22 protein-coding genes, 2 tRNA genes and 1 pseudogene are annotated in these 18,926 nt (G+C 71.7%); 17 read left to right on the top strand and 8 right to left on the bottom strand.

Annotation, left to right across the window (positions count from 1 at the left end; genetic code table 11):
- Positions 1–16: 16 nt before the first annotated feature.
- Positions 17–907 (bottom strand): LysR family transcriptional regulator, encoded by an 891-nt coding sequence (locus AB0368_RS11990; RefSeq protein ID WP_366153848.1) that lies wholly within the window; start codon positions 905–907, stop codon positions 17–19.
- A 66-nt stretch (positions 908–973) separates the two neighbouring features.
- Between AB0368_RS11990 and AB0368_RS11985 the strand changes: the two genes are divergently transcribed.
- The 5 genes and pseudogenes from AB0368_RS11985 to AB0368_RS11965 all read left to right on the top strand — a co-directional run bounded on the left by AB0368_RS11985 (position 974) and on the right by AB0368_RS11965 (position 3,329).
- Entirely contained in the window at positions 974–1,831 is an 858-nt protein-coding gene (locus AB0368_RS11985) for an EamA family transporter (protein WP_366153847.1), read from the top strand.
- Positions 1,832–1,879: 48 nt separating this feature from the next.
- Positions 1,880–2,005 (top strand): annotated as a pseudogene (locus AB0368_RS11980) (aminoacyl-tRNA hydrolase); the annotation flags it as partial.
- A gap of 17 nt (positions 2,006–2,022) precedes the next feature.
- Positions 2,023–2,445, top strand: a complete 423-nt coding sequence (gene arfB, locus AB0368_RS11975; protein WP_366153846.1) for an alternative ribosome rescue aminoacyl-tRNA hydrolase ArfB — start codon at positions 2,023–2,025, stop codon at positions 2,443–2,445.
- A 160-nt stretch (positions 2,446–2,605) separates the two neighbouring features.
- Complete coding sequence (locus tag AB0368_RS11970) at positions 2,606–3,100, top strand: potassium channel family protein (protein ID WP_366153845.1); 495 nt, start codon at positions 2,606–2,608, stop codon at positions 3,098–3,100.
- Positions 2,997–3,329 (top strand): TetR-like C-terminal domain-containing protein, encoded by a 333-nt coding sequence (locus AB0368_RS11965; protein WP_366154173.1) that lies wholly within the window; start codon positions 2,997–2,999, stop codon positions 3,327–3,329. Before AB0368_RS11970 ends, AB0368_RS11965 begins: the two co-directional genes overlap by 104 nt.
- Positions 3,330–3,407: 78 nt before the next feature.
- On the opposite strand, the gene AB0368_RS11960 is transcribed toward AB0368_RS11965, so the two are convergent.
- A complete protein-coding gene (locus AB0368_RS11960; RefSeq protein WP_366153844.1) occupies positions 3,408–4,346 on the bottom strand; it encodes a 3-methyladenine DNA glycosylase in 939 nt (312 codons plus the stop codon).
- Positions 4,347–4,484: 138 nt separating this feature from the next.
- Here AB0368_RS11960 and AB0368_RS11955 point away from each other — a divergent pair, with 138 nt between their 5' ends.
- The gene (locus AB0368_RS11955) at positions 4,485–5,288 is read left to right on the top strand and encodes a fumarylacetoacetate hydrolase family protein (protein WP_366153843.1); all 804 of its coding nucleotides are present in this window, start codon (positions 4,485–4,487) and stop codon (positions 5,286–5,288) included.
- Here AB0368_RS11955 and AB0368_RS11950 read toward each other — a convergent pair.
- The gene (locus tag AB0368_RS11950) at positions 5,277–5,843 is read right to left on the bottom strand and encodes a TetR/AcrR family transcriptional regulator C-terminal domain-containing protein (protein ID WP_366153842.1); all 567 of its coding nucleotides are present in this window, start codon (positions 5,841–5,843) and stop codon (positions 5,277–5,279) included. The two genes, AB0368_RS11955 and AB0368_RS11950, sit on opposite strands and share 12 nt — an antisense overlap.
- On the opposite strand from AB0368_RS11950, the gene AB0368_RS11945 reads away from it, so the two are divergent.
- From AB0368_RS11945 to AB0368_RS11930, 4 genes are all read left to right on the top strand, one after another.
- A complete protein-coding gene (locus tag AB0368_RS11945) occupies positions 5,830–6,333 on the top strand; it encodes a hypothetical protein (RefSeq protein WP_366153841.1) in 504 nt (167 codons plus the stop codon). The genes AB0368_RS11950 and AB0368_RS11945 overlap by 14 nt on opposite strands.
- 23 nt (positions 6,334–6,356) lie before the next feature.
- Positions 6,357–6,428: transfer RNA gene (locus AB0368_RS11940), tRNA-Gln, on the top strand.
- A 101-nt stretch (positions 6,429–6,529) separates the two neighbouring features.
- Positions 6,530–6,605, top strand: a tRNA-Glu gene (locus AB0368_RS11935).
- 59 nt (positions 6,606–6,664) lie between these two features.
- Entirely contained in the window at positions 6,665–7,357 is a 693-nt protein-coding gene (locus tag AB0368_RS11930) for an N-acyl homoserine lactonase family protein (RefSeq protein WP_366153840.1), read from the top strand.
- Positions 7,358–7,364: 7 nt separating this feature from the next.
- On the opposite strand, the gene AB0368_RS11925 is transcribed toward AB0368_RS11930, so the two are convergent.
- Positions 7,365–8,051 (bottom strand): IclR family transcriptional regulator, encoded by a 687-nt coding sequence (locus AB0368_RS11925; RefSeq protein WP_106125738.1) that lies wholly within the window; start codon positions 8,049–8,051, stop codon positions 7,365–7,367.
- Between the two features lie 49 nt (positions 8,052–8,100).
- On the opposite strand from AB0368_RS11925, the gene leuC reads away from it, so the two are divergent.
- The 4 genes from leuC to AB0368_RS11905 all read left to right on the top strand — a co-directional run bounded on the left by leuC (position 8,101) and on the right by AB0368_RS11905 (position 11,863).
- Positions 8,101–9,546 carry a 3-isopropylmalate dehydratase large subunit gene (leuC, locus tag AB0368_RS11920; protein WP_366153839.1) on the top strand — a complete coding sequence of 482 codons (1,446 nt, stop codon included), beginning with the start codon at positions 8,101–8,103 and terminating at the stop codon, positions 9,544–9,546.
- 17 nt (positions 9,547–9,563) lie between these two features.
- Positions 9,564–10,151, top strand: a complete 588-nt coding sequence (gene leuD / locus AB0368_RS11915) for a 3-isopropylmalate dehydratase small subunit (protein WP_366153838.1) — start codon at positions 9,564–9,566, stop codon at positions 10,149–10,151.
- Between the two features lie 224 nt (positions 10,152–10,375).
- Positions 10,376–11,212 carry an HU family DNA-binding protein gene (locus tag AB0368_RS11910; RefSeq protein WP_366153837.1) on the top strand — a complete coding sequence of 279 codons (837 nt, stop codon included), beginning with the start codon at positions 10,376–10,378 and terminating at the stop codon, positions 11,210–11,212.
- Positions 11,213–11,320: 108 nt separating this feature from the next.
- Entirely contained in the window at positions 11,321–11,863 is a 543-nt protein-coding gene (locus tag AB0368_RS11905) for a hypothetical protein (RefSeq protein WP_366153836.1), read from the top strand.
- On the opposite strand, the gene AB0368_RS11900 is transcribed toward AB0368_RS11905, so the two are convergent.
- From AB0368_RS11900 to cofC, 4 genes are read right to left on the bottom strand one after another with little or no spacing between them, the layout of a single operon-like run.
- Entirely contained in the window at positions 11,820–12,701 is an 882-nt protein-coding gene (locus tag AB0368_RS11900) for an NUDIX hydrolase (RefSeq protein WP_366153835.1), read from the bottom strand. The two genes, AB0368_RS11905 and AB0368_RS11900, sit on opposite strands and share 44 nt — an antisense overlap.
- A gap of 4 nt (positions 12,702–12,705) precedes the next feature.
- A complete protein-coding gene (locus AB0368_RS11895) occupies positions 12,706–14,973 on the bottom strand; it encodes an RNA degradosome polyphosphate kinase (protein ID WP_366153834.1) in 2,268 nt (755 codons plus the stop codon).
- A gap of 45 nt (positions 14,974–15,018) precedes the next feature.
- Positions 15,019–15,216 carry a cold-shock protein gene (locus tag AB0368_RS11890; RefSeq protein ID WP_366153833.1) on the bottom strand — a complete coding sequence of 66 codons (198 nt, stop codon included), beginning with the start codon at positions 15,214–15,216 and terminating at the stop codon, positions 15,019–15,021.
- Positions 15,217–15,226: 10 nt separating this feature from the next.
- Positions 15,227–15,886 carry a 2-phospho-L-lactate guanylyltransferase gene (cofC, locus tag AB0368_RS11885; RefSeq protein ID WP_366153832.1) on the bottom strand — a complete coding sequence of 220 codons (660 nt, stop codon included), beginning with the start codon at positions 15,884–15,886 and terminating at the stop codon, positions 15,227–15,229.
- Positions 15,887–16,102: 216 nt separating this feature from the next.
- Between cofC and AB0368_RS11880 the strand changes: the two genes are divergently transcribed.
- Genes AB0368_RS11880 through AB0368_RS11870 form a run of 3 tightly spaced genes read left to right on the top strand, consistent with a single transcriptional unit; the run spans position 16,103 to position 18,926 of the window.
- The gene (locus AB0368_RS11880; RefSeq protein ID WP_366153830.1) at positions 16,103–16,834 is read left to right on the top strand and encodes a lysophospholipid acyltransferase family protein; all 732 of its coding nucleotides are present in this window, start codon (positions 16,103–16,105) and stop codon (positions 16,832–16,834) included.
- Positions 16,831–17,826 (top strand): NAD(P)H-dependent glycerol-3-phosphate dehydrogenase, encoded by a 996-nt coding sequence (locus AB0368_RS11875; RefSeq protein ID WP_366153829.1) that lies wholly within the window; start codon positions 16,831–16,833, stop codon positions 17,824–17,826. Before AB0368_RS11880 ends, AB0368_RS11875 begins: the two co-directional genes overlap by 4 nt.
- Positions 17,823–18,926 (top strand): cystathionine gamma-lyase, encoded by a 1,104-nt coding sequence (locus tag AB0368_RS11870; RefSeq protein ID WP_366153827.1) that lies wholly within the window; start codon positions 17,823–17,825, stop codon positions 18,924–18,926. The genes AB0368_RS11875 and AB0368_RS11870 overlap by 4 nt, the downstream gene beginning before the upstream one ends.

Here is an 18,926-nt window from a genome sequence, read left to right as displayed (position 1 = left end):
TCCAGTATCCCGAACCTCAACGTCGAGCCGTGATTTGGAGCGCGGAGCGGAACGCACGGATCGCCGGCTGCTCGGCCGAGCCGCTGCGCACGCCGGTGAAAAGCCGGCGCCGCGGCCGGTCCGGCAGGTGCCGCAACTCCAGATCGCCGGGGGTACGCCCGGTCCACAGCAGATCGGGTACGAAGGCGACGGCGTGCCCGGTCTCCACCAGCCGCAGCTGGAGCAGCAGGTCGGGGCTCTGGAACCGGACGTCGGGCTCGAAGCCCACGGTGCGGCAGACGTGCCGGGCCCACCGGCCCGCCGTCGCCTCCTCCGGGTCGAAGACGAAGGGCGCATCCGTGAGGTCGGCCAGCCGGGCCCGATGCCAGGGCCCTTTCTTCGGTACGGCCATCCGCATCTCGTCCTCGAGCAGATCCTCCTCGTCGACGCCGGGCAGGCGGGGCTCGGGCACGCCTGGATAGCACTCCCCGAGCACGACGTCGAAGTCCCGGGCGAGCAGTCCCGCGAAGGCCGGAGCCGCCTCCGACTGGGTGATCTCCACCCGCAGTCCGGGATGCTCGGCGGTCAACCAGGAGAGCGCCCCGGGCACCAGGGCGAGCATCACTGACTGGAAGGACGCGACCCGCAGCGTGCCCGTGACGTCGGTCATGGTCGCCGCCAGCTCGGCCTCGGCCAGCTCCATCCGCTCCAGGATCACCTCGGCGTGCCCGACCAGGATCCGCGCCTGCGCGGTGAGCCGTACGCCCCGCCCGACGTGCTCCAGCAACGTCGCCCCGGTCTCCGCCTCCAGCACGCTGAGCTGCTGCGATATGGCGGACGGGCTGTAGCTCAACGCCTTCGCGACGGCGGCCAGCGTGCCGAGCCGCTCGAGCTCGCGCAGCAGCCGGAGCCGATGAACGTCCAACATCACTGACGATTATCGCTCAGAAACATTCGCTGGACGAAACGGTTCCGCCATCGCGATGGTGAAGCGGTGACCACTGCCCCGCCGCGCCTCGCATCCGCCCCCGGACCCGCCGTCCTCATGGTCCTCGGCTCCTGCGCCTCCCTCCAGGTGGGTGCGGCCCTCGCCGCCCGGCTCTTCCCGGTGACGGGCAGCGCGGGCGCGACGCTGCTGCGGCTCGGCCTGGCAGCCGGCGTCCTGCTCGCCGTGGCCCGCCCGGCCGTACGGTCCTGGCAGCGGCACCAGTGGCGCGCGGTGCTGCTGCTCGGCGCCTCCCTGGCCGGGATGAACGGCTTCTTCTACGCGGCCATCGCCCGCATCCCGCTGGGACCGGCCGTCACGATCGAGTTCCTCGGCCCGCTCACCCTCGCCGCCATCCTGTCCCGCCGCCTCCGCGACTTCGCCTGGGTCCTGCTGGCGGCCGCTGGCGTAGCGGCCCTCGGCTTCGCCGACGGCGGCACGACCCTGGACCCGGTCGGCGTACTGCTGGTCCTCGTGGCAGCGGTGTTCTGGGCGCTCTACATCCTGGCCAGCTCCCGCGCCGGCACCGCCGTCGCGGGACAGGGCGGTCTCGCGGTCGCAATGACCGTCGGGGCCCTGGTCCTCCTGCCAGGCGGCGTGAGCGGCGCCGAGAAGGCCCTGACGTCGCCCCACCTGCTGCTGATCGCGCTCGCCACCGGACTGCTGGCCTCGGTGATCCCGTACTCCCTGGAGATGTCGGCGCTACGCCGCCTGCCCCAGCGCGCCTTCGGCATCCTGCTGAGCCTCGAACCGGCGGTCGCCGCCCTGGCCGGCTGGCTCCTGCTCGCCCAACCCCTGAGCCCGGCCGCCATCGCAGCGGTGTTCCTCGTGGTCCTCGCCAGCATCGGTTCGACCGCCCTCTCTTGATCACAAACCGCGTGGCGCTACCGGCCCGGCGATGGAATGCTGGGCCGCGTGCCCGATGACGTCCAGGTGAGCGAGCGGCTGGTGATCCCGGCCGCCGAGCTGTCGTGGCGGTTCTCCCGCTCGAGCGCGCCCGGCGGCCAGGGCGTCAACACCAGGGATTCCCGGGTCCGGCTTTTCGCAAGGGGGACCTCATGGCCGACGTGCTGATCCGGCCCGGCCTGGCCATCCCCGAGGCCGAGCTGAACTGGCGTTTCTCCCGCTCCAGCGGTCCAGGCGGTCAGGGCGTGAATACGACTGACTCGCGAGTCGAGCTGTCGTGGAACCTGCTCGCCTCCAGCCTGCTCTCACCTGCTTTGAAGGAGCGGGCGGTCGAGCGGCTCGGCAGCCGGCTGGTCGACGGCGTGCTGACCATCACGGCGTCCGAGCACCGCTCCCAGCTCCGCAACCGCGAGGCTGCCGAGGCCCGCCTCGCCATGCGGGTCGGCGAGGCCATCGCTGCCCCGCCTCGCCAGCGCCGCGCCACCAAACCCACTCGTGGCTCGGTCGAGCGCCGCATCGGCGAGAAGAAGCGCCGAGCCCAGATCAAACGCAACCGCCGCGGAGACATGGACTGACCCACCTGGCCGTCAGCATCATGGTGGCGCGCCGTGCCTGCGGCAGGCCCGCCCTCCTGGACGCGGTCTCTAGCCTGTGGCCATGACCGTTGGTCCGGACGCCACGAGTAACGCGTCACGCCACGAGCCACCTCCACACCTATCGATCATCCTGACAGTGATGCGTGCGGCGGGATCGATCGTCGCGCTGATCGTCATCTATTACCTGTTGCCGCTGGGCAGCTCTTCCACGGGTGCCGCTGTGGCGATGCTGGTCGTCGGGCTTGCGGTCCTGGTCGGGCTGATCGCCTTACAGGTCCGCGCCATCGTCTCCTCACCGTTCCCGGTGCTGCGGGCCGTGGAAGCGCTGGCCACGAGCGTTCCCCTGTTCCTGCTGCTGTTCTCCGGTACGTACACGGTCATGTCCCGCCTGTCTTCCGTCGCCTTCAGCGAGCCGCTGACACGCACGGACGCGCTGTACTTCACGGTCACGGTTTTCGCGACGGTCGGGTTCGGTGACATCACGGCGAAGACCGAAGCGGCGCGGCTGGTGGTCACCGGTCAGATGATCGCTGATCTGGTCGTTCTCGGGCTCGGAGTCAAGGTCATCGTCGGCGCGGTCGGTCGCGGCCGGCAGCGGCGGGGCGGCGCCGGCACGGGGCGGCCCCGCGAGTGATCACGGAGTCCAGGCCGAATCGATCACGGCCGAGGACGCGGCGAGCCTTGGCCAGGACGCTCTGCGGGTCATCATCGGCGCCCTCGAGGCCTGCGTCGAAGCCGGCCAGGCGGCGAGCCGGGACACTTTCGCGGATGCCGTGGCGCTGTGGCTGGGTCTGCACGGCCTGGCCCACCAGCGCACGCTGTCGGCGTCCTTCCCTGGCCTGCCGACATCACCGAACGCCTGATCCGTTCCCTTGCTCGCCTCCCCTGAGGACGGCGCCCTGGTGATGCGGTTGGGGGAGGTCGTCGGGCGTAGAAGGAAATCAGGTGTTGTGGGGGGCTACGGCCTCGCGGTTCTCGGCGGCGAGTGCGGGACCGAGCAGTTCCTCGCAGACGCGGATCAGGCGGGCCCGCAGGGCCGAGGCGCGGCGGGCGAACTCCCGTTGCCGGGTCACGTATTCGGCCTTGCCCTCCGGGGTCTCGATCTTCACCGGCGGCTGGTCGTAGGAGCTGAGGTCGTAGGGGCTGGCCTGCATGTCGAGCAGGCGGATGTCGCCGGCCAGGGCGAAGCAGTCGAGCGCGAGGGCGCCCGGTACCGCCGGGCCGAGCTTGCCGGCCCACTTGTGACAGTCCATCGCCGCGTGCAGGCAGCCGGGCTGGTCGAGGTCGACCTGGGTGGCCCGGGTCGGCTGGAGACGGTTGAGCCCCACCGCTTCCGGGGTGAAGAAGCGGAAGGCGTCGAAGTGGGTGCAGCGGATCGGGTGCTCCTCCACGACCTTGTCGGTCTCGGCCTGGCCCAGGCGCAGCGGGAGCGAGTGGCGGTGCTCGGGCTGGCGGTAGACCATCGCCCACTCGTGCAGGCCGAAGCAGCCGGAGAACGCGGGGCGGGATGCCGTCGCGGTGAGCAGGCCGTGGATGTAGCGGACGCTTTCGCCGCGGGCGTGCATGTAGGCCTCGACGTCCAGCGTCACCACGCCGTCCGGGCCGGTGGTGTAGAACTTCCAGGCCGCCTGCTCGGCGAGGCCGTCGGGGGCCGGGCCCAGGCCGGTGCCGACGCCGGGGTGCCAGCGGCGCAGCTGGGCCGGGCGGGTGCCGTAGTAGTCGTAGAGGAAATCCTCTATCGCGTGCTTCTCGCCGACGGCGCGGCGGGCCCGGTGGCCCGCGGTCATCTCGTCGGCGCGCTCGGCGTGGGCCTGGGCCAGCGGGATCCAGCTGATGCTGGGCAGCACTGTGGTCAGCGCGTGTGTCTCGCTGATCCCCATCGCACCAGCGTATCCAGCCGGTCCAGTCCTATCGAGCCTTGGCGGGGCCGGGTGTGAGGAACGCCCGAACGAGGCCTGGCCCGGGCTCCCCGCGTAGCCTCGTCCTTGCGTGCAAGCTTTCGATGGATGGGGTTATCCGTGCGTTTCGCTCGTTTTGTTCATGCCGGTGGCGTGTCCTTCGGGGTCGTCGAGGGTGAGGCGCAGTCGGGCGCCCAGGGTCTGACGATCGCCGAGATCGACAGCATCCCGTTCCAGAACGTCCGCTTCACCGGTCAGCGCTGGGCCCTGGCCGACATCCGGCTGCTCGCGCCGATCTTCTCCAGCAAGGTGATCGGCGTCGGGCGCAACTACGCCGACCACGCGGCCGAGATGGGCAACGAGGTGCCCAAGGAGCCGCTGATCTTCATCAAGCCCTCCACCTCGGTGATCGGGCCCAACGACGCGATCCGGATCCCGCCGGTCACCCGGCAGGTCGAGCACGAGGCCGAGCTGGCCGTGGTCATCGGGGCGAGCGGTGCCCGCCGGGTGGACCGGGCCGGCGCGGAGAAGGCGATCTTCGGCTACACCGTGGGCAACGACGTCACCGCGCGGGATCTGCAGCGCAGCGACCCGCAGTGGACCCGGGCCAAGGGTTTCGACTCGTTCTGCCCGCTCGGCCCGTGGATCGAGACCGAGCTGGACGTCAGCGACCTCGAGGTGCGGTGCGAGGTGGGCCGCAACCCCGAGGAGATGGAGGTACGCCAGCTCGGCCGGACCAAGGACATGGTGTTCGACGTGCCGACCCTGATCTCGTACGTGTCGCACGTCATGACGCTGCTGCCCGGTGACGTGATCCTCACGGGCACCCCGGCCGGGGTCAGCCAGATCGTGGCCGGCGAGACGGTGTCGGTGAGCGTCCAGGGGATCGGCGAGCTGCGCAACCCGGTCGTCTCACTCGACTGATCCGTCGCCGGCGATGCCGTCCAGCATCAGGCGCAGGCCGTAGGCGTACGCCGCCTCGGCCTGCTCCTCGGTGCCGCCGCCCAAGCCGCCGGCCTCCCACACCCGGGTCATCGCCGGGTGCTGCCGCACGTCGAACCAGTCGTCCCAGAACCGGCTCCGCTCCTGCCACCACGCGTCGTTCGTCTGCCCGCTCGCCCGGCGTAGCAGGACGTTCTCGCCCTCCTGCCGGGCCGCTGCGGTGACGAACATCCCGACGGCCACCGCGGCCTCGTTGACGCGTTCGAGGGGTACGCCGGCGTGCTCCATCGCGGACAGGACGTACTCGCGTTCGCGGAACATGCCCGGTCCCAGCGGGGGCCGGATCGTCGACACCCGGCTGAGCCAGGGGTGCGCGCGGTACATGGCCCGGGTGCGGTCCGCGTAGAGGTGGATCTGGTCCCGCCAGTCCGCCGGCCGCGGGTCGTCCGGCCCGGGCAGGTCCCGGCTGCCGAGCACGGCGTCGACCATGAGGTCGACCAGTTCCGCCCGCGACGGTACGTACGTGACCAACTCCACGCTGTGGGCCGCCCAGATCCGCGCCGGGGATGTGGTCCGCGACGGCTACGGCTCCGCCGCCAACGCCCCCATCGCCCTGGCGGACATCGCGGCGGTCGCGGCCCGGTGCCTGGTCGAGGAGGGGCGCGAGGGGAATGCGTACGAGCTCACGGGCCCCGAGTCGCTGACGCGGCGGCAGCGGGTGGCGCAGATCGGCGCGGCGCACGGCCGGGAGCTCACGTACGTCGACCTGCCGCATGACGACCTCGTCCGCCAGCTCGAAGAGCCGATGGGGGAGTACGCGGCCTGGTACGCCGACGGGCTGCGACTACTGGCCGAGCACCCGCAACGGGCCGTGGGAACGGTGGCCGAGCTGACCGGGCGGCCGGTGGTCACATTCGCGCAATGGGCGCGGAAGTATGCCGCCTCTTCAAGCCGTAGTCGCCAGGTTACGGAAACGCCATGTGGTGCCCCGATTTGGTGGGCACCATGGGCTCGGGTAGAGTTCTGACTCGGTACGGCAAGCGGTACCAATGGGGTATGGGGTAATTGGCAGCCCGACTGATTCTGGTTCAGTTAGTCTAGGTTCGAGTCCTGGTACCCCAGCGCTACGGTCTCCCCGCGAGGTCGGCGGCGCTGGACTTCTGATAGAGTTCAGCACCGTTGCTGGAGCGGGAAGACCGAGCAAGAGCAACAAGGCAAGGCCTGGTCCCGTCGTCTAGCGGCCTAGGACGCCGCCCTCTCAAGGCGGTAGCGAGGGTTCGAATCCCTTCGGGACTACCAGCATCAACGGCTCGTGTCAGTGGACACGGGCCGTTTGTCTTGTGCGGGACACTGACAGTGTGACGGATCTTCGCGTGCGCCGGGTCGACTTCGGCTTTTTCGTCCGGCCGGCCTCCGAGACACAGACCGGGTCGCCGCGGGTCGAGCCCTGCCTCGGCTACCTGATCGACCATCCCGAGGGCCTGTTGCTCGTCGACACCGGCATGGGCGCGCATCCCGAGGTCGACGCGCACTACCGGCCTCGGCGCGTCCCCCTGGCGGACGCGCTCGGCGCCGTCGGGGTCCGGCTCCCCGACATCCGGTACGTCGTGAACTGCCACCTGCACTTCGACCACAGCGGCGGCAACCCGTTGCTGCCCGGGCGGCCGATCTTCACGCAACGGGTGGAGCTCGACCTCGCGCGCCACACGGAAGGTCACACGCTGCCGGAACTGATCGACTCGCCCGGCGCCTCGTATGCCGAACTCGACGGCGAGGCGGAGATCCTGCCTGGTGTGATCATCGTGCCCACTCCGGGCCACACCGCCGGCCACCAGTCCGTGATCGTCCGGCGCGGCGACGGCACGGTGATCGTCGCGGGGCAGAGCCACGACCACGCAACGGCGTTCACCGGTGACGTGCTGGCGCACCGGGCGGCCGGGCACGGGGTGGAGCCGCCGCTGCCGGTCGCTCCGGCGTGGATCGCGCGGCTCCTGGACTTCGACCCGGCCCGGGTCGTGTTCGCCCACGACAACGCGGTCTGGGAGCCCTGAGCGGCCTTTAAAGACCGCTGAGGCGTTGTCCCGCGCGTACGACGGCCATCGCGTGCCGCTCGCCGGGCCGGCGTCCGAGGCGTTCGATCGGACCGCTTATCGAGATGGCCGCGATCACCCGGCCGGTCCGGTCGCGGATCGGGGCCGAGACGCTCGCCACACCCGGCTCCCGCTCGGCGACGCTCTGCGCCCAGCCGCGCCGGCGGACCTCCGCCAGGGTGCGGCCCGTGAACTTGCAGCGAGGCAGCAGGGGCATCACCGCCTCCGGCGGCTCCCAGGCCAGCAGGATCTGCGCCGCTGAGCCCGCCACCATCGGCAGCACCGATCCCACCGGGACGGTGTCGCGCAGTCCGCTGGCCCGTTCCGCCGCGGCCACGCAGATACGCTCGTCGGCACGGCGCAGGTAGAGCTGGGCGCTTTCCCCCGTCGCGTCGCGCAGCGCCGCCAACAGCGGCTCGGCCGCGGTCAGCAGGACGTCGGGGGCCGCATTCGCCAGCTCGCCCAGGCGCGGTCCCGGCCGCCAGCGTCCCTGGGTGTCCCGGACCAGCATCCGGTGGATCTCCAGGGCCTGTGCCAGCCGGTGCGCGGTCGCCCGGGGAAGCTTCGTGCGGTCGACGAGTTCGGCCAGGCTGGCGCCGTCGACACAGGCCGCGAGGATGACCACCGCCTTGTCGAGAACGCCGACACCGCTCATACTGTGTCCCACAAGCCGAAACATACCTCCCAGAATTTAGGATGTCCAGATGGTGGGAGTCACTCCGAAGCCGAGGACCCTGGCCGAGAAGGTCTGGGACGACCACGTGGTGCGTGCTGCCGAGGGTGAGCCTGATCTGCTCTACATCGACCTGCACCTGCTCCACGAGGTGACGAGCCCTCAGGCCTTCGACGGCCTGCGCCTGGCGGGCCGCCCGGTCCGGCGCACCGATCTCACGCTCGCGACCGAGGACCACAACACCCCCACGGGGTACGCGGACCCGGCGTTCAACACCCGCCGCGGCGACCTCCTCACGATCGCGGACACGACCTCGCGCACCCAGATCGAGACGCTGCGCAAGAACTGCGCCGAGTTCGGCGTGCAGATCCGCTCCCTCGGTCACGAGCAGCAGGGCATCGTGCACGTGATCGGCCCGCAGCTCGGCCTCACCCAGCCCGGCCTGACCATCGTCTGCGGCGACTCGCACACCGCGACCCACGGCGCCTTCGGCGCGCTGGCCTTCGGCATCGGCACCAGCGAGGTCGAGCACGTGCTCGCCACCCAGACGCTGCCGCAGGCCAAGCCGAAGACGATGGCCGTCACGGTCGTCGGCGAGCTGCGCCCCGGCGTCACCGCCAAGGACCTCATCCTCGCGCTCATCACCCAGGTCGGCACCGGCGGCGGCAACGGCCACATCGTCGAGTACCGCGGCGAGGCCATCCGCAGGCTCTCCATGGAGGGCCGGATGACCATCTGCAACATGTCGATCGAGTGGGGCGCCAAGGCCGGCATGATCGCGCCGGACGAGACCACGTTCGCTTACCTGAACGGGCGCGAGCACGCGCCTCAAGGTGCCGACTGGGACGCCGCGGTCGAGTACTGGAAGTCGCTCGTCACCGATGAGGACGCCGAGTTCGACACCGAGGTGATCCTGGACGCCGCGGCGATCAGCCCGTTCGTCACCTGGGGCACCAACCCGGGTCAGGGAGCCGCGCTCGACAGCAGGGTGCCGGACCCGGACGAGTTCGTCGAGGAGGTGGAGCGCAACGCCGCCCGCCGCGCGCTGGAGTACATGGGGCTCGAGGCCGGCACCCCGCTCAAAGAGGTTCCGGTCGACGTGGTTTTCGTCGGCTCCTGTACCAACGGGCGCCTCGAGGACCTGCGCGCCGCGGCCGAGGTGATCCGCGGGCGCAAGGTGCACGAGGGCGTCCGGATGATGATCGTGCCGGGGTCGTACCAGGTCCGGGAGCAGGCCGAACAGGAGGGCCTGCACAAGATCTTCCTCGACGCGGGCGCCGAGTGGCGGTTCGCCGGCTGCTCGATGTGCCTGGGTATGAACCCGGACACGCTCGACCCCGGGCAGCGGGCAGCCTCCACGTCCAACCGCAACTTCGAGGGCCGGCAGGGCCGGGGCGGGCGTACCCACCTGGTCTCGCCCGAGGTCGCCGCCGCCACCGCCGTGGCCGGCAAGCTGGCCGCCCCCGCCGACCTGTAGAGCCGAAGGAACCAGCCATGGACAAGTTCACCACCCACGCCGGCAAGGTCATGCCGCTGCGTCGCTCCGATGTGGACACGGACCAGATCATCCCGGCGGTCTATCTGAAGCGGGTCACCCGTACCGGCTTCGAGGACGGGCTCTTCAGCGCCTGGCGCGACGACCCGTCGTTCGTGCTCAACAACCCGGCGCACGCCGGTGCCACGATCCTGGTCGCCGGCCCCAACTTCGGCACCGGCTCGTCGCGGCAGCACGCCGTCTGGGCCCTGCGGGACTGGGGTTTCAAGGTCGTCATCGCGGCCCGGTTCGGCGACATCTTCCGCGGCAACGCCCTCAAGGAGGGACTGCTGCCGGTCCAACTCGACCAGAAGGCCGTCGAGGCGCTCTGGGACATGTCCGAGAGCGAGCCGGAGAAGCAGGTGACCGTCGACCTCGGCGAGCGTCAGGTGCGCGTGGACGACGCCGCCTGGGGCTTCCCGATCGACGACTTCAGCCGCTGGCGCCTCATGGAGGGCCTGGACGACATCGGACTGACCCTGCGGCACGGGGCCGGCATCACCTCGTACGAGGAAACCCGCCCGGCTTTCAAGCCGGTCGTGGTCTGAGGCCGGAAAACCCTGTCAGTACAGGCTTTTTCGCCCCCGTCGGTCCCCCGGCGGGGGCGAATTCGTTGCGACACAACGGTTTTTTTTCGGGCCAATGTTTGTGTCTGCTGGTCAGAGGGCATACGGTGCGCGCAGAATGGCTCGCATTGGGCCAATGATGCTTGTTGCGACGGCGCAGACCGGTGCGTGACCAAGCGTCAGTTCTCACGTTCGGGAGGAAAACCGTGAACAAGGCCGAGCTCATCGAGGCGCTCGCCGCCCGACTGGGGGACCGGAAAACGGCGACAGCGGCGCTGGACGCGGTCATCAGCGAGGTGCAGACCGCCGTCACCAAGGGCGACCGCGTTGCCATCACCGGTTTCGGTGTCTTCGAGAAGCGCGCGCGGAATGCGCGCACGGCTCGGAATCCGCGCACCGGCGAACCAGTCAAGGTGAAGAAGACGTCCGTCCCCGCCTTCAAGCCCGGCACGGGTTTCCGGGAGATGGTCGCGAGCGGCAAGGTGGCCAAGGTCGCCGCCGCCAAGAAGACCACCGCGGCGGCGAAGTCCACTGCCACCAAGGCCGCCCCGGCCAAGTCGACCGCCACCAAGACGGCGGCGGCCAAGACGACGGCGGCCAGGAAGACGACGGCGACGAAGGCCACTCCGGCCAAGTCGACCGCCACCAAGACGACGGCGACCAAGGCGACGGCGACGAAGGCGACCGCCACCAAGGCCACCGCGGCCAAGTCGACCGCGGCCAAGTCGACCGCGGCCAAGTCGACCGCGGCGAAGTCGACCGCGGCGAAGAAGACGGCCGGCACGGCCAAGGCCACTCCGGCGGCCAAGTCGACGGCGACGAAGGCCACGGCGACCAAGTCGACCGCCACCAAGGCGGCGGCGAAGAAGACGACGGCGACCAAGGCCGCGCCGGCGAAGAAGACCGCTACCAAGTCGGCGGCCGCCACCAAGTCGGCACCGGCCAAGAAGACGACCGCCCGCAAGACCACGGCGGCCGCCAAGGCCACGCCGGCCACGAAGGCCACCACGGCGCGCACCTCCGCGCCGCGCAAGACCCGCTGAAGCACCCGCTCAGCGGCACGCTGACGAGACGAAAGGCGTCCACCCGTCCGGTGGACGCCTTTCGCGTGTTCCGGCGCCACAGCGGCCGCTGAGCCTACGGTCCGCATCATGGACCGCAGAACCGTCCCGGCCGGCGAGCGGCCCCGCACCGTCACGCCCGACCACGAGCGGCGGCGCCGGGGGCCTGCCTCGCCACGCGACCCGGTCCGGCCCCGCGGTCTGGTGAGCCGGTCCCTGATCGCCGCCACCGTCTTCGCCGCCGCGGTCGTACCCGGCTGGACTCTGGGCGACGCCGCCGAGCGCTGGACCGGATGGGGCCTGCTCGACTGGCTCGTCACCGGCGCCGTGTCCGCCGTCGCCGTCGTCCTGCTGGCGCCGTACGGCTCGTACCGCCGGCGCGACGCGGTGCTCGGCCTGGTGCCGATCTACGGCTGGTATCTGACCGCGGTGCTGTCCTGGCGGGTCGCGCTGCTGCCGTTGCGCGACTGGGAACCACGGGGCGACGAGCTGTGGCGGGCGCGGTGGCTCACCGGCGACCTGATCGGCTTCTGGCGCGCGGATCCGCTGCCGCCGCCTCTGCCGCGCCGGCCGGGGCGCGGTCCACGGGTCAGAGCCGGCTCAGCGCCACGAGCCGGTCGCCCGACCAGCTGAGCACCCAGCCGTCGCCTTTGCGCGTCTTGTAGGGCGCGGGGTCCTCGGCGCCGTCCAGGAGCGCCAGCAGGTCCGGGATCACCTTCCCCTGGCTGCAGATCGCCGCACGCTCGCCGTCGCGCAGCTCGACGATCCGCGCCGCCGCGGCCTTGACGCGGGCCGGGACGTCCTCCGGGTCGCCGGGCTCGGCGAAGGCCGCGTCCGTCACGATCGGCAGCCCCAGCGTGCGGGCGAGCGGCTCCAGGGTCTGGCGGCAGCGCAGCGGGGTCGCGGCGATCAGCCGCCGCGGCGCGAAGAGGGCGGCCGCGACGCCGATCGTCTCCGCCTCGGCCCGGCCCCGGTCGTCGATGGGCCGCAGCGCGTCGTTGCCCGCGAAGTCCTTGCGTCTGCCCGCGTGCGCGTGCCGGACGAGCACCGTCACAGCGGTCACCGGCGGCAGCTTCACCACGTACTCGACCAGCCGCCGGTCATCGGGATAGGTCAGCCGGGCGACGGCTTCCCGCGGCGGGAGCCACAGCACGGCGTCGACCTCCGTGGGATCCTGCGGGTCTGCCGCCGGGCCGTCGCCGGCCCGCATCAACCAGAAGTCCACCGTCTTCGGTACGCCGTTCGCCATCGTGTAGGCGACCTCGGGCAGCCGCAGCTGCGGCTGCGCACGTACACCCGTCTCCTCGAAGACCTCGCGCACCGCCGCAGCGAGAGAATGCTCGGAGCCGTCCAGCTTGCCCTTGGGCAGGCTCCAGTCCGCCAGGTACGGCCGGTGCACGACGCAGATCTCCACCCCGTCACCGGCCGGCCGCCAGAGCACCCCGCCCGCGGCGCGAACCGTGTCCGTCACCGGGTCAGACCGCCTTGCCGATGACCCGGCGCAGCAGGGCCTCCTGCAGGTGCATGTGCGGCTGGGCCGGATTGGCGGGCCGCCGGTGCCAGGTGCCCTCGCCGTCGAGGTCCCAGCCCTCGCTCTCGTCGCTCATGGCCAATTCCAGCACATTGCGCAGGTCCTCCTGCGCGGACGGCAGCGTGACCCGCACCAGAGCCTCGACCCGCCGGTCGAGGTTGCGGTGCATCAGGTCGGCCGAGCCGATCCAGTATTCGGCGTCGTCGCCGGTGCCGAAGCGGAACACCCGGGAGTGCTCGAGGAACCGGCCGACGATCGAGCGGACCCGGATGTTCTCGGAATACCCCGGCACGCCCGGGCGCAGCGCGCACATGCCGCGGATGACCAGGTCGACCTTCACACCGTCCTGCGAGGCGCGGTAGAGCGCGTCGCAGGTCTCCTCGTCCACGAGCGAGTTCACCTTGAACTGCACCAACCCCTCGCCGCCCTCGCGGGCGATGCGGGCCTGATGGTCGATCCGCTCGATCAGGCCCCGGCGCACCCCGTGCGGCGCGACGAGCAGGCGGCGGAACGCGGTCTGGCGGCTGTAGCCGGTGAGCACGTTGAACAGGTCCGTGACGTCCGCGCCGACCTCCGGGTCGGCGGTGAGCATGCCGAAGTCCTCGTACAGGCGGGCGGTCTTGGGGTGGTAGTTGCCCGTGCCGATGTGGCAGTAGCGCCGGATCTGGTTGCCCTCCTGGCGTACGACCAGAGAGGTCTTGCAGTGCGTCTTGAGTCCCACGAGGCCGTAGACGACGTGGCAGCCGGCCCGTTCCAGGGTGCGCGCCCAGCCGATGTTCGCCACCTCGTCGAAGCGCGCCTTGACCTCGACGAGCACCACCACCTGCTTGCCCGCGGCGGCCGCGTCGACCAGCGCGTCGACGATCGGGGAGTCCCCACTGGTGCGATAGAGCGTTTGCTTGATGGCCAGCACGTTGGGATCGGCGGCCGCCTGCTCGATGAAACGCTGCACGCTCGTCGAGAACGAGTGGTAGGGGTGGTGCACCAGGATGTCGCACTCGCGCAGCCGGTTGAAGACGCTGCGCGGCACCTCGCCGTCGGCCAGGTGCGGATGGGTCGCCGGGACGAACGGGCGGTCCTTGAGGTCGTCGCGGTCGACCTCGCCGAACACCTGCCAGAGTCCCGAGAGGTCGAGCAGGCCGGGCACCCGCAGCACGTCCTCGTCGTTCATGTCGAGCTCGCGGGCCAGCAGGTCCAGGACGTGGTCGCTGATCGAGGCGGCCACCTCGAGGCGCACGGGCGGGCCGAACCGCCGCTGCGCCAGCTCGCGCTCGAGGGCCTGCAACAGGTCCTCGTCGCGGTCCTCGTCGACCTCCACCTCGGCGTTGCGGGTGACCCGGAACAAGTGCCACTCGAGGATCTTCATGCCGGAGAAGAGCTGATCCAGATGTACGGCGATGAGCTGCTCGATGGGCAGGAAGCGCACCCCGCGGCTGTCGTTCTGCACCGTCACGAAGCGCGGCACGTTGTTGGGCACCTTGATGCGCGCGAACAGCTCGCCGCTGCTGTCCTCAGGGTCCCGCAGCACCACGGCCAGATTCAGCGAACGGCTGGAGATGTACGGGAACGGGTGCGCCGGGTCCACGGCCAGCGGGGTGAGCACCGGGAAGACCTGCTCCCGGAAGAACGTCCGCAGCCGCTCCCGCTCCGGCGCGTCGAGCTCGGCCCAGCTGACCAGCTCGATGCCCTCGGCCTGGAGCTTGGGGCGTACCTCCTCGCCGAAGCAGGCGGAGTGCCGGGTGACCAGGTCGGCGGCGCGCTCGTTGATCACCTCGAGCTGGTTGCGCAGCGAGCTGCGGTCGCCGCCGCGCATCGGCAGCCCGGCCTTGAGGCGGCGCTTCAGCCCGGCCACCCGGACCATGTAGAACTCGTCGAGGTTGCTCGCGAAGATCGCCAGGAACTTGGCGCGCTCCAGCAACGGAGTCTCCGGATCCTCGGCGAGGGCCAGCACCCGGGCGTTGAAGTCGAGCCAGGACAGCTCGCGGTTGAGGAAGCGGTCGTCGGGCAGCTCGTCGCGCTCGGCCGGGAGATCGGCAGGGCGCGGGGCAGCGGTCGTCACGGCAGGCTCCGTCGGCTCGATGGCGGTCGGCTCGGCGTTCTCCACCCCCGCGGCCCCGGACGCGGTGCGCGGCAGGAACCTTCCGTTCGGGCCGCGCCGGGGAGCCGTCGTGGCGGGCACGAGAGGCTCGGGTGTCCGGGGCGGGGTGGTCATCACTCCATCATTGCCCGTCCTGGGTGAACGGGAAATGAACAAAGCTCAGGAGATTCCGGGAATTCGGACCTTGACCACACGGCCGTCCTCCCCGGCCTCCACGGCGACCCGCTGGCCCAGCCGGAGCAGGCGCAGGCCGGAGGCGTGGAAGGCCTCGGCCGGGAACGGCATCTCGCTGCCGTCATCGAGCAGCAGCGTGCCCGTGTGCGTCTGGGGATCGAACGTCGCGACAGTGCCCTGCATGAGGTCAACGCTACCGGGACGGCCCGGCCGGCACGCACCCTGTGACCAGGCCGAGGTGTCGCAGCAGCGCGCAGGTGTGCTCGCCCGCGCCCAGCTCCAGGACGGTCCGCAGGTCGGCGGCGGTGTCCACGTCCTGGCGCAGCCCCGGCCAGTCACCGGTCAACGGCTCGGCACCGGACGCGGCGTGGGCTCTGGCCGAGCCGACGCCGAAGCGGGGGTCCAGGGCGGTGCCCGGGCCGGCGGTCAACAGCACCGTGCCGGTGCCGGCCGCGTCGGCGACGAAGCTGCGCCCGCTGCCCGCGCTCAGCAGGGCGGCGCCCAGCTCGTACGGCCGCAGCGCCGGCAGGTCCCCGGCCAGGACGGCCCGCCGGCGCCCGGCGCCCACGGCTACGTCGGCGCCGAAGCGCATCGCCTCGTTGAGCCCGGCCGTGGGGGTGTCGGGCACGACCCGCGCCCCCAGGGCGGCCACCGCGGCCGCGGCCGACGAGTCGTCCGTGACGACCAGCACCTCGCCCACCTGCTCGCATGCGCCCACCGCTGCGATGGTGTCGCGCACCATGGCCAGGGCCAGGTCCTCGTGCCAGGCGTCGGGCACGGCGCCGCGCAGCCGGCTCTTGGCCGCGCTGAGACGCTTGACGGGAACGACCGCCGTCCAGTCCGCACCTGACACGCCGACAATCCTGCCACCGGCGCGCCGGGCCGCGTCCCCGGCCGTGCCCGGGCGCCGCGCCGGGCCCCGATACGGCGCGTTGCCGGCCGGGGTGCCGGGCCGGGCCGTCTCCGGGCTCGGCGCGGGGTGCTGCCGGCCGGGGCGGACCCGGCCTGGCTCCGGCGACCACGAGCAGGCATGATTTCGATCCAGGGCGTGGGGGACGGAGGAGAGACCGTGGGGCAGCGCAGGCTCGGGTTCTGGCGGCGGCTGGCGGTGGTGCTGGTCCTGCCGACGCTCAAGGTCTGGACCAAGCCCCGCTGGTACGGCCTCGAGAACATGCCGCCGGACGGTGGCGTCATCCTCACCCCGAACCACATTTCGCAGTTCGACCCCCTGCTGGTGGCCCACGTCATCTACGGCACCGGCCGGTGGCCCCGCTTCCTGGCCAAGGCGAGCATCTGGAAGGTGCCGTTCGTCGGGTTCATGCTGCGCAAGACCCGGCAGATTCCGGTGGAACGCGGCAGTGTGGAGGCCGTGAAGTCGCTGGACACCCTGGTCGAGGCCCTCCGCGAGGGCAGCGTCGTGGTGATCTATCCGGAGGGCACGACCACGCGCGACCCGGAGCTGTGGCCGATGCGCGGCAAGACCGGCGCCGCCCGGCTCGCGCTGCTGACCGGTGCCCCGGTCGTGCCGATGGCCACGTGGGGCGCTCAGCAGGTGCACGACGTACGGACCAAGAAGATCTCGCTGAAGCCACGCCGGCAGGTGAGCGTCAGCGTCGGCAAGCCGGTCGACCTGAGCCACTGGCAGGGCGAGGCGCCGACCAAGGCGGTGCTCGAGCAGATGACCGAGGCGATCCAGCTGGCCACCCGTGACCTCCTCGCGGAGCTCCGTCAGGAACCGCCGCCACCGGGGCTCTACGCGCCCACCCGCCGAGCCACCGGTCCGACGGAGCGGCCGGCATGAGGCGCTCCGCGGTGCTGGGCGCCGGCGCCTGGGGGACGGCGGTCGCCAAGGTCCTGGCAGACGCGGGTTCCGAGACGACCATCTGGGCGCGACGGGAGTCGGTCGCCGCCGCCATCCGCGACCACCGGATCAACGAGGCGTCGCTGCCCGGCATCAAACTGCCCGACCGGGTCACCGCCACCAGCGACCTGGCGGCCGCGGTCGAGCGGGCCGAGTTCGTCTTCCTAGCCGTGCCCTCGCAGACCCTTCGTGGCAACCTCGCCGACTGGGCCGCCCACCTGCCGCCCGACGCGACGCTCGTGTCGCTGATGAAGGGCATCGAGCTCGGCACCACGAAGCGGATGAGCCAGGTCATCGTCGAGACCGCGGGGGTGGCACCGGAGCGGGTCGTGGTGGTCTCGGGCCCCAACCTCGCCCCGGAGATCGCCGCGGAGCAGCCGGCCGCGACCGTGGTGGCGGGCATCGACCCGGACCGTACGCAGCTCGTGCAGCAGGCCATCGCCGTGTCGTACGTCCGGCCGTACACCAGCGACGACGTCGTCGGGTGCGAGCTGGGCGGGGCGGTCAAGAACGTGATCGCGCTGGCGTACGGCATGGCGACCGCGATGGGCATGGGCGACAACACGAAGGCCTCGCTGATCACCCGCGGCCTGGCCGAGACGGCGCGGCTGGGCGTGGCGCTCGGCGCCGACCCGATGACCTTCGCCGGGCTCGCCGGCCTGGGCGACCTGGTCGCCACCTGCTCGTCGCCGCTGTCGCGGAACCGGACCTTCGGCGAGCACCTCGGCCGCGGGGAGTCGCTGGAGGCGGCGCAGGCGTCGACGAAGCAGACCGCCGAGGGCGTGAAGAGCTGCCTGGCCGTCCGCGACCTGGCCCGGGCGCACGGCGTCGAGATGCCGATCACCGAGCAGGTCGAGCGGGTCTGCCACGAGGGCGTGGACCCGCGGGTCGCCGTGAAGCTGCTCATGGGCAGGGAGATGAAGCCCGAGTGACGACCAAGGGGGACGGCACGCGGGTCGTGCACGCGGGGCTGCCCTCGCCCGTGCCGGGCCGGCCGTTCCTGCCCGGGCCGGTGCTCGCGGCGCCGTACCACCTGGACCCGGTCGAGGGCCCGACCGAGAACGGGTACGGGCGGCCCGACAACCCGACCCGCCGCGCGCTCGAGGCCGCGATCGGTGAGCTGGAGGACGGGACGGTCCGGGCCTTCGCCAGCGGTCAGGCGGCCATCACGGCGCTGCTGCTCTCGGTGCTGCGCTCCGGAGACACGGTGGCGCTGCCGTCCGACGGCTACTTCACCGTCCGCGCGTTCGCCGAGGGTACGCTGCGCGACCTGGGCGTCGCCGCGGTCCTGGTGCCGACCGCGGGGCCGTACCCGTCGTTCGAGGGCGTACGCCTGGTGCTGCTGGAGACCCCGGCCAACCCGGGCCTGGACGTGTGCGACCTGCGTGCCGTCTCGTCCGCCGCGCACGCCGCCGGGGCCCTCGTGGCGGTGGACAACACGACTGCGACGCCACTGGGCCAGCGTCCGCTCGAGCTCGGCGCCGACGTGGTGGTGGCCTCCGGCACGAAGGCGCTGACCGGCCACTCCGACGTCCTGCTCGGGTACGTGGCGACGAACGACGAGGGCCTGACCGACCGGGTGACCACCTGGCGTGCGCAGACGGGCGGCATCCCGGGAGCTTTCGACTGCTGGCTGGCGCACCGGTCACTGGCCACGCTCGACCTGCGGCTGGCACGGCAGAGCGCCAACGCGGCCGCGGTGGCGGAGCTCCTCGCCGGGCGCGGGGACGTGACCGGGCTGCGGTGGCCGGGGCTCGCCGCGGACGCCTCGTACGAGATCGCCCGAAGCCAGATGCGCCGCATCCCCGGCATCGTCTCGTTCGACCTGGGCAGCGCGGAGCGGGTGGCCCGGTTCCTGACGGCGTCGGAGCTGGTCTTCGCCGCGACCTCGTTCGGCGGCCTGCACACCACGGCCGACCGGCGCGCGCAGTGGGGCGACGACACCCCGCCGGGTTTCGTCCGGCTCTCCTGCGGCATCGAGGACACGGCCGACCTCCTCGCCGATCTCACCGCAGCCCTGGACGGCGCCTGA

The sequence above is a fragment of the Actinoplanes sp. NPDC051475 genome (assembly GCF_040689425.1).
Classification (GTDB): Bacteria; Actinomycetota; Actinomycetes; order Mycobacteriales; family Micromonosporaceae; genus Actinoplanes.
This window is presented reverse-complemented; position numbering and strand designations above follow the sequence as displayed.

What these genes read in the sequence shown, in the direction of transcription:
- AB0368_RS11970 (WP_366153845.1), top strand. Translation starts at nt 2,606, where the DNA reads ATGCGTGCGGCGGGATCGATCGTCGCGCTGATCGTCATCTATTACCTG.
- leuC (WP_366153839.1), top strand. Translation starts at nt 8,101, where the DNA reads ATGGTGGGAGTCACTCCGAAGCCGAGGACCCTGGCCGAGAAGGTCTGG.
- AB0368_RS11895 (WP_366153834.1), bottom strand. Translation starts at nt 14,973, where the DNA reads ATGACCACCCCGCCCCGGACACCCGAGCCTCTCGTGCCCGCCACGACG.
- AB0368_RS11990 (WP_366153848.1), bottom strand. Translation starts at nt 907, where the DNA reads ATGTTGGACGTTCATCGGCTCCGGCTGCTGCGCGAGCTCGAGCGGCTC.
- AB0368_RS11875 (WP_366153829.1), top strand. Translation starts at nt 16,831, where the DNA reads ATGAGGCGCTCCGCGGTGCTGGGCGCCGGCGCCTGGGGGACGGCGGTC.
- AB0368_RS11960 (WP_366153844.1), bottom strand. Translation starts at nt 4,346, where the DNA reads ATGGGGATCAGCGAGACACACGCGCTGACCACAGTGCTGCCCAGCATC.
- leuD (WP_366153838.1), top strand. Translation starts at nt 9,564, where the DNA reads ATGGACAAGTTCACCACCCACGCCGGCAAGGTCATGCCGCTGCGTCGC.
- arfB (WP_366153846.1), top strand. Translation starts at nt 2,023, where the DNA reads ATGGCCGACGTGCTGATCCGGCCCGGCCTGGCCATCCCCGAGGCCGAG.
- AB0368_RS11925 (WP_106125738.1), bottom strand. Translation starts at nt 8,051, where the DNA reads ATGAGCGGTGTCGGCGTTCTCGACAAGGCGGTGGTCATCCTCGCGGCC.
- AB0368_RS11905 (WP_366153836.1), top strand. Translation starts at nt 11,321, where the DNA reads ATGGACCGCAGAACCGTCCCGGCCGGCGAGCGGCCCCGCACCGTCACG.
- AB0368_RS11890 (WP_366153833.1), bottom strand. Translation starts at nt 15,216, where the DNA reads ATGCAGGGCACTGTCGCGACGTTCGATCCCCAGACGCACACGGGCACG.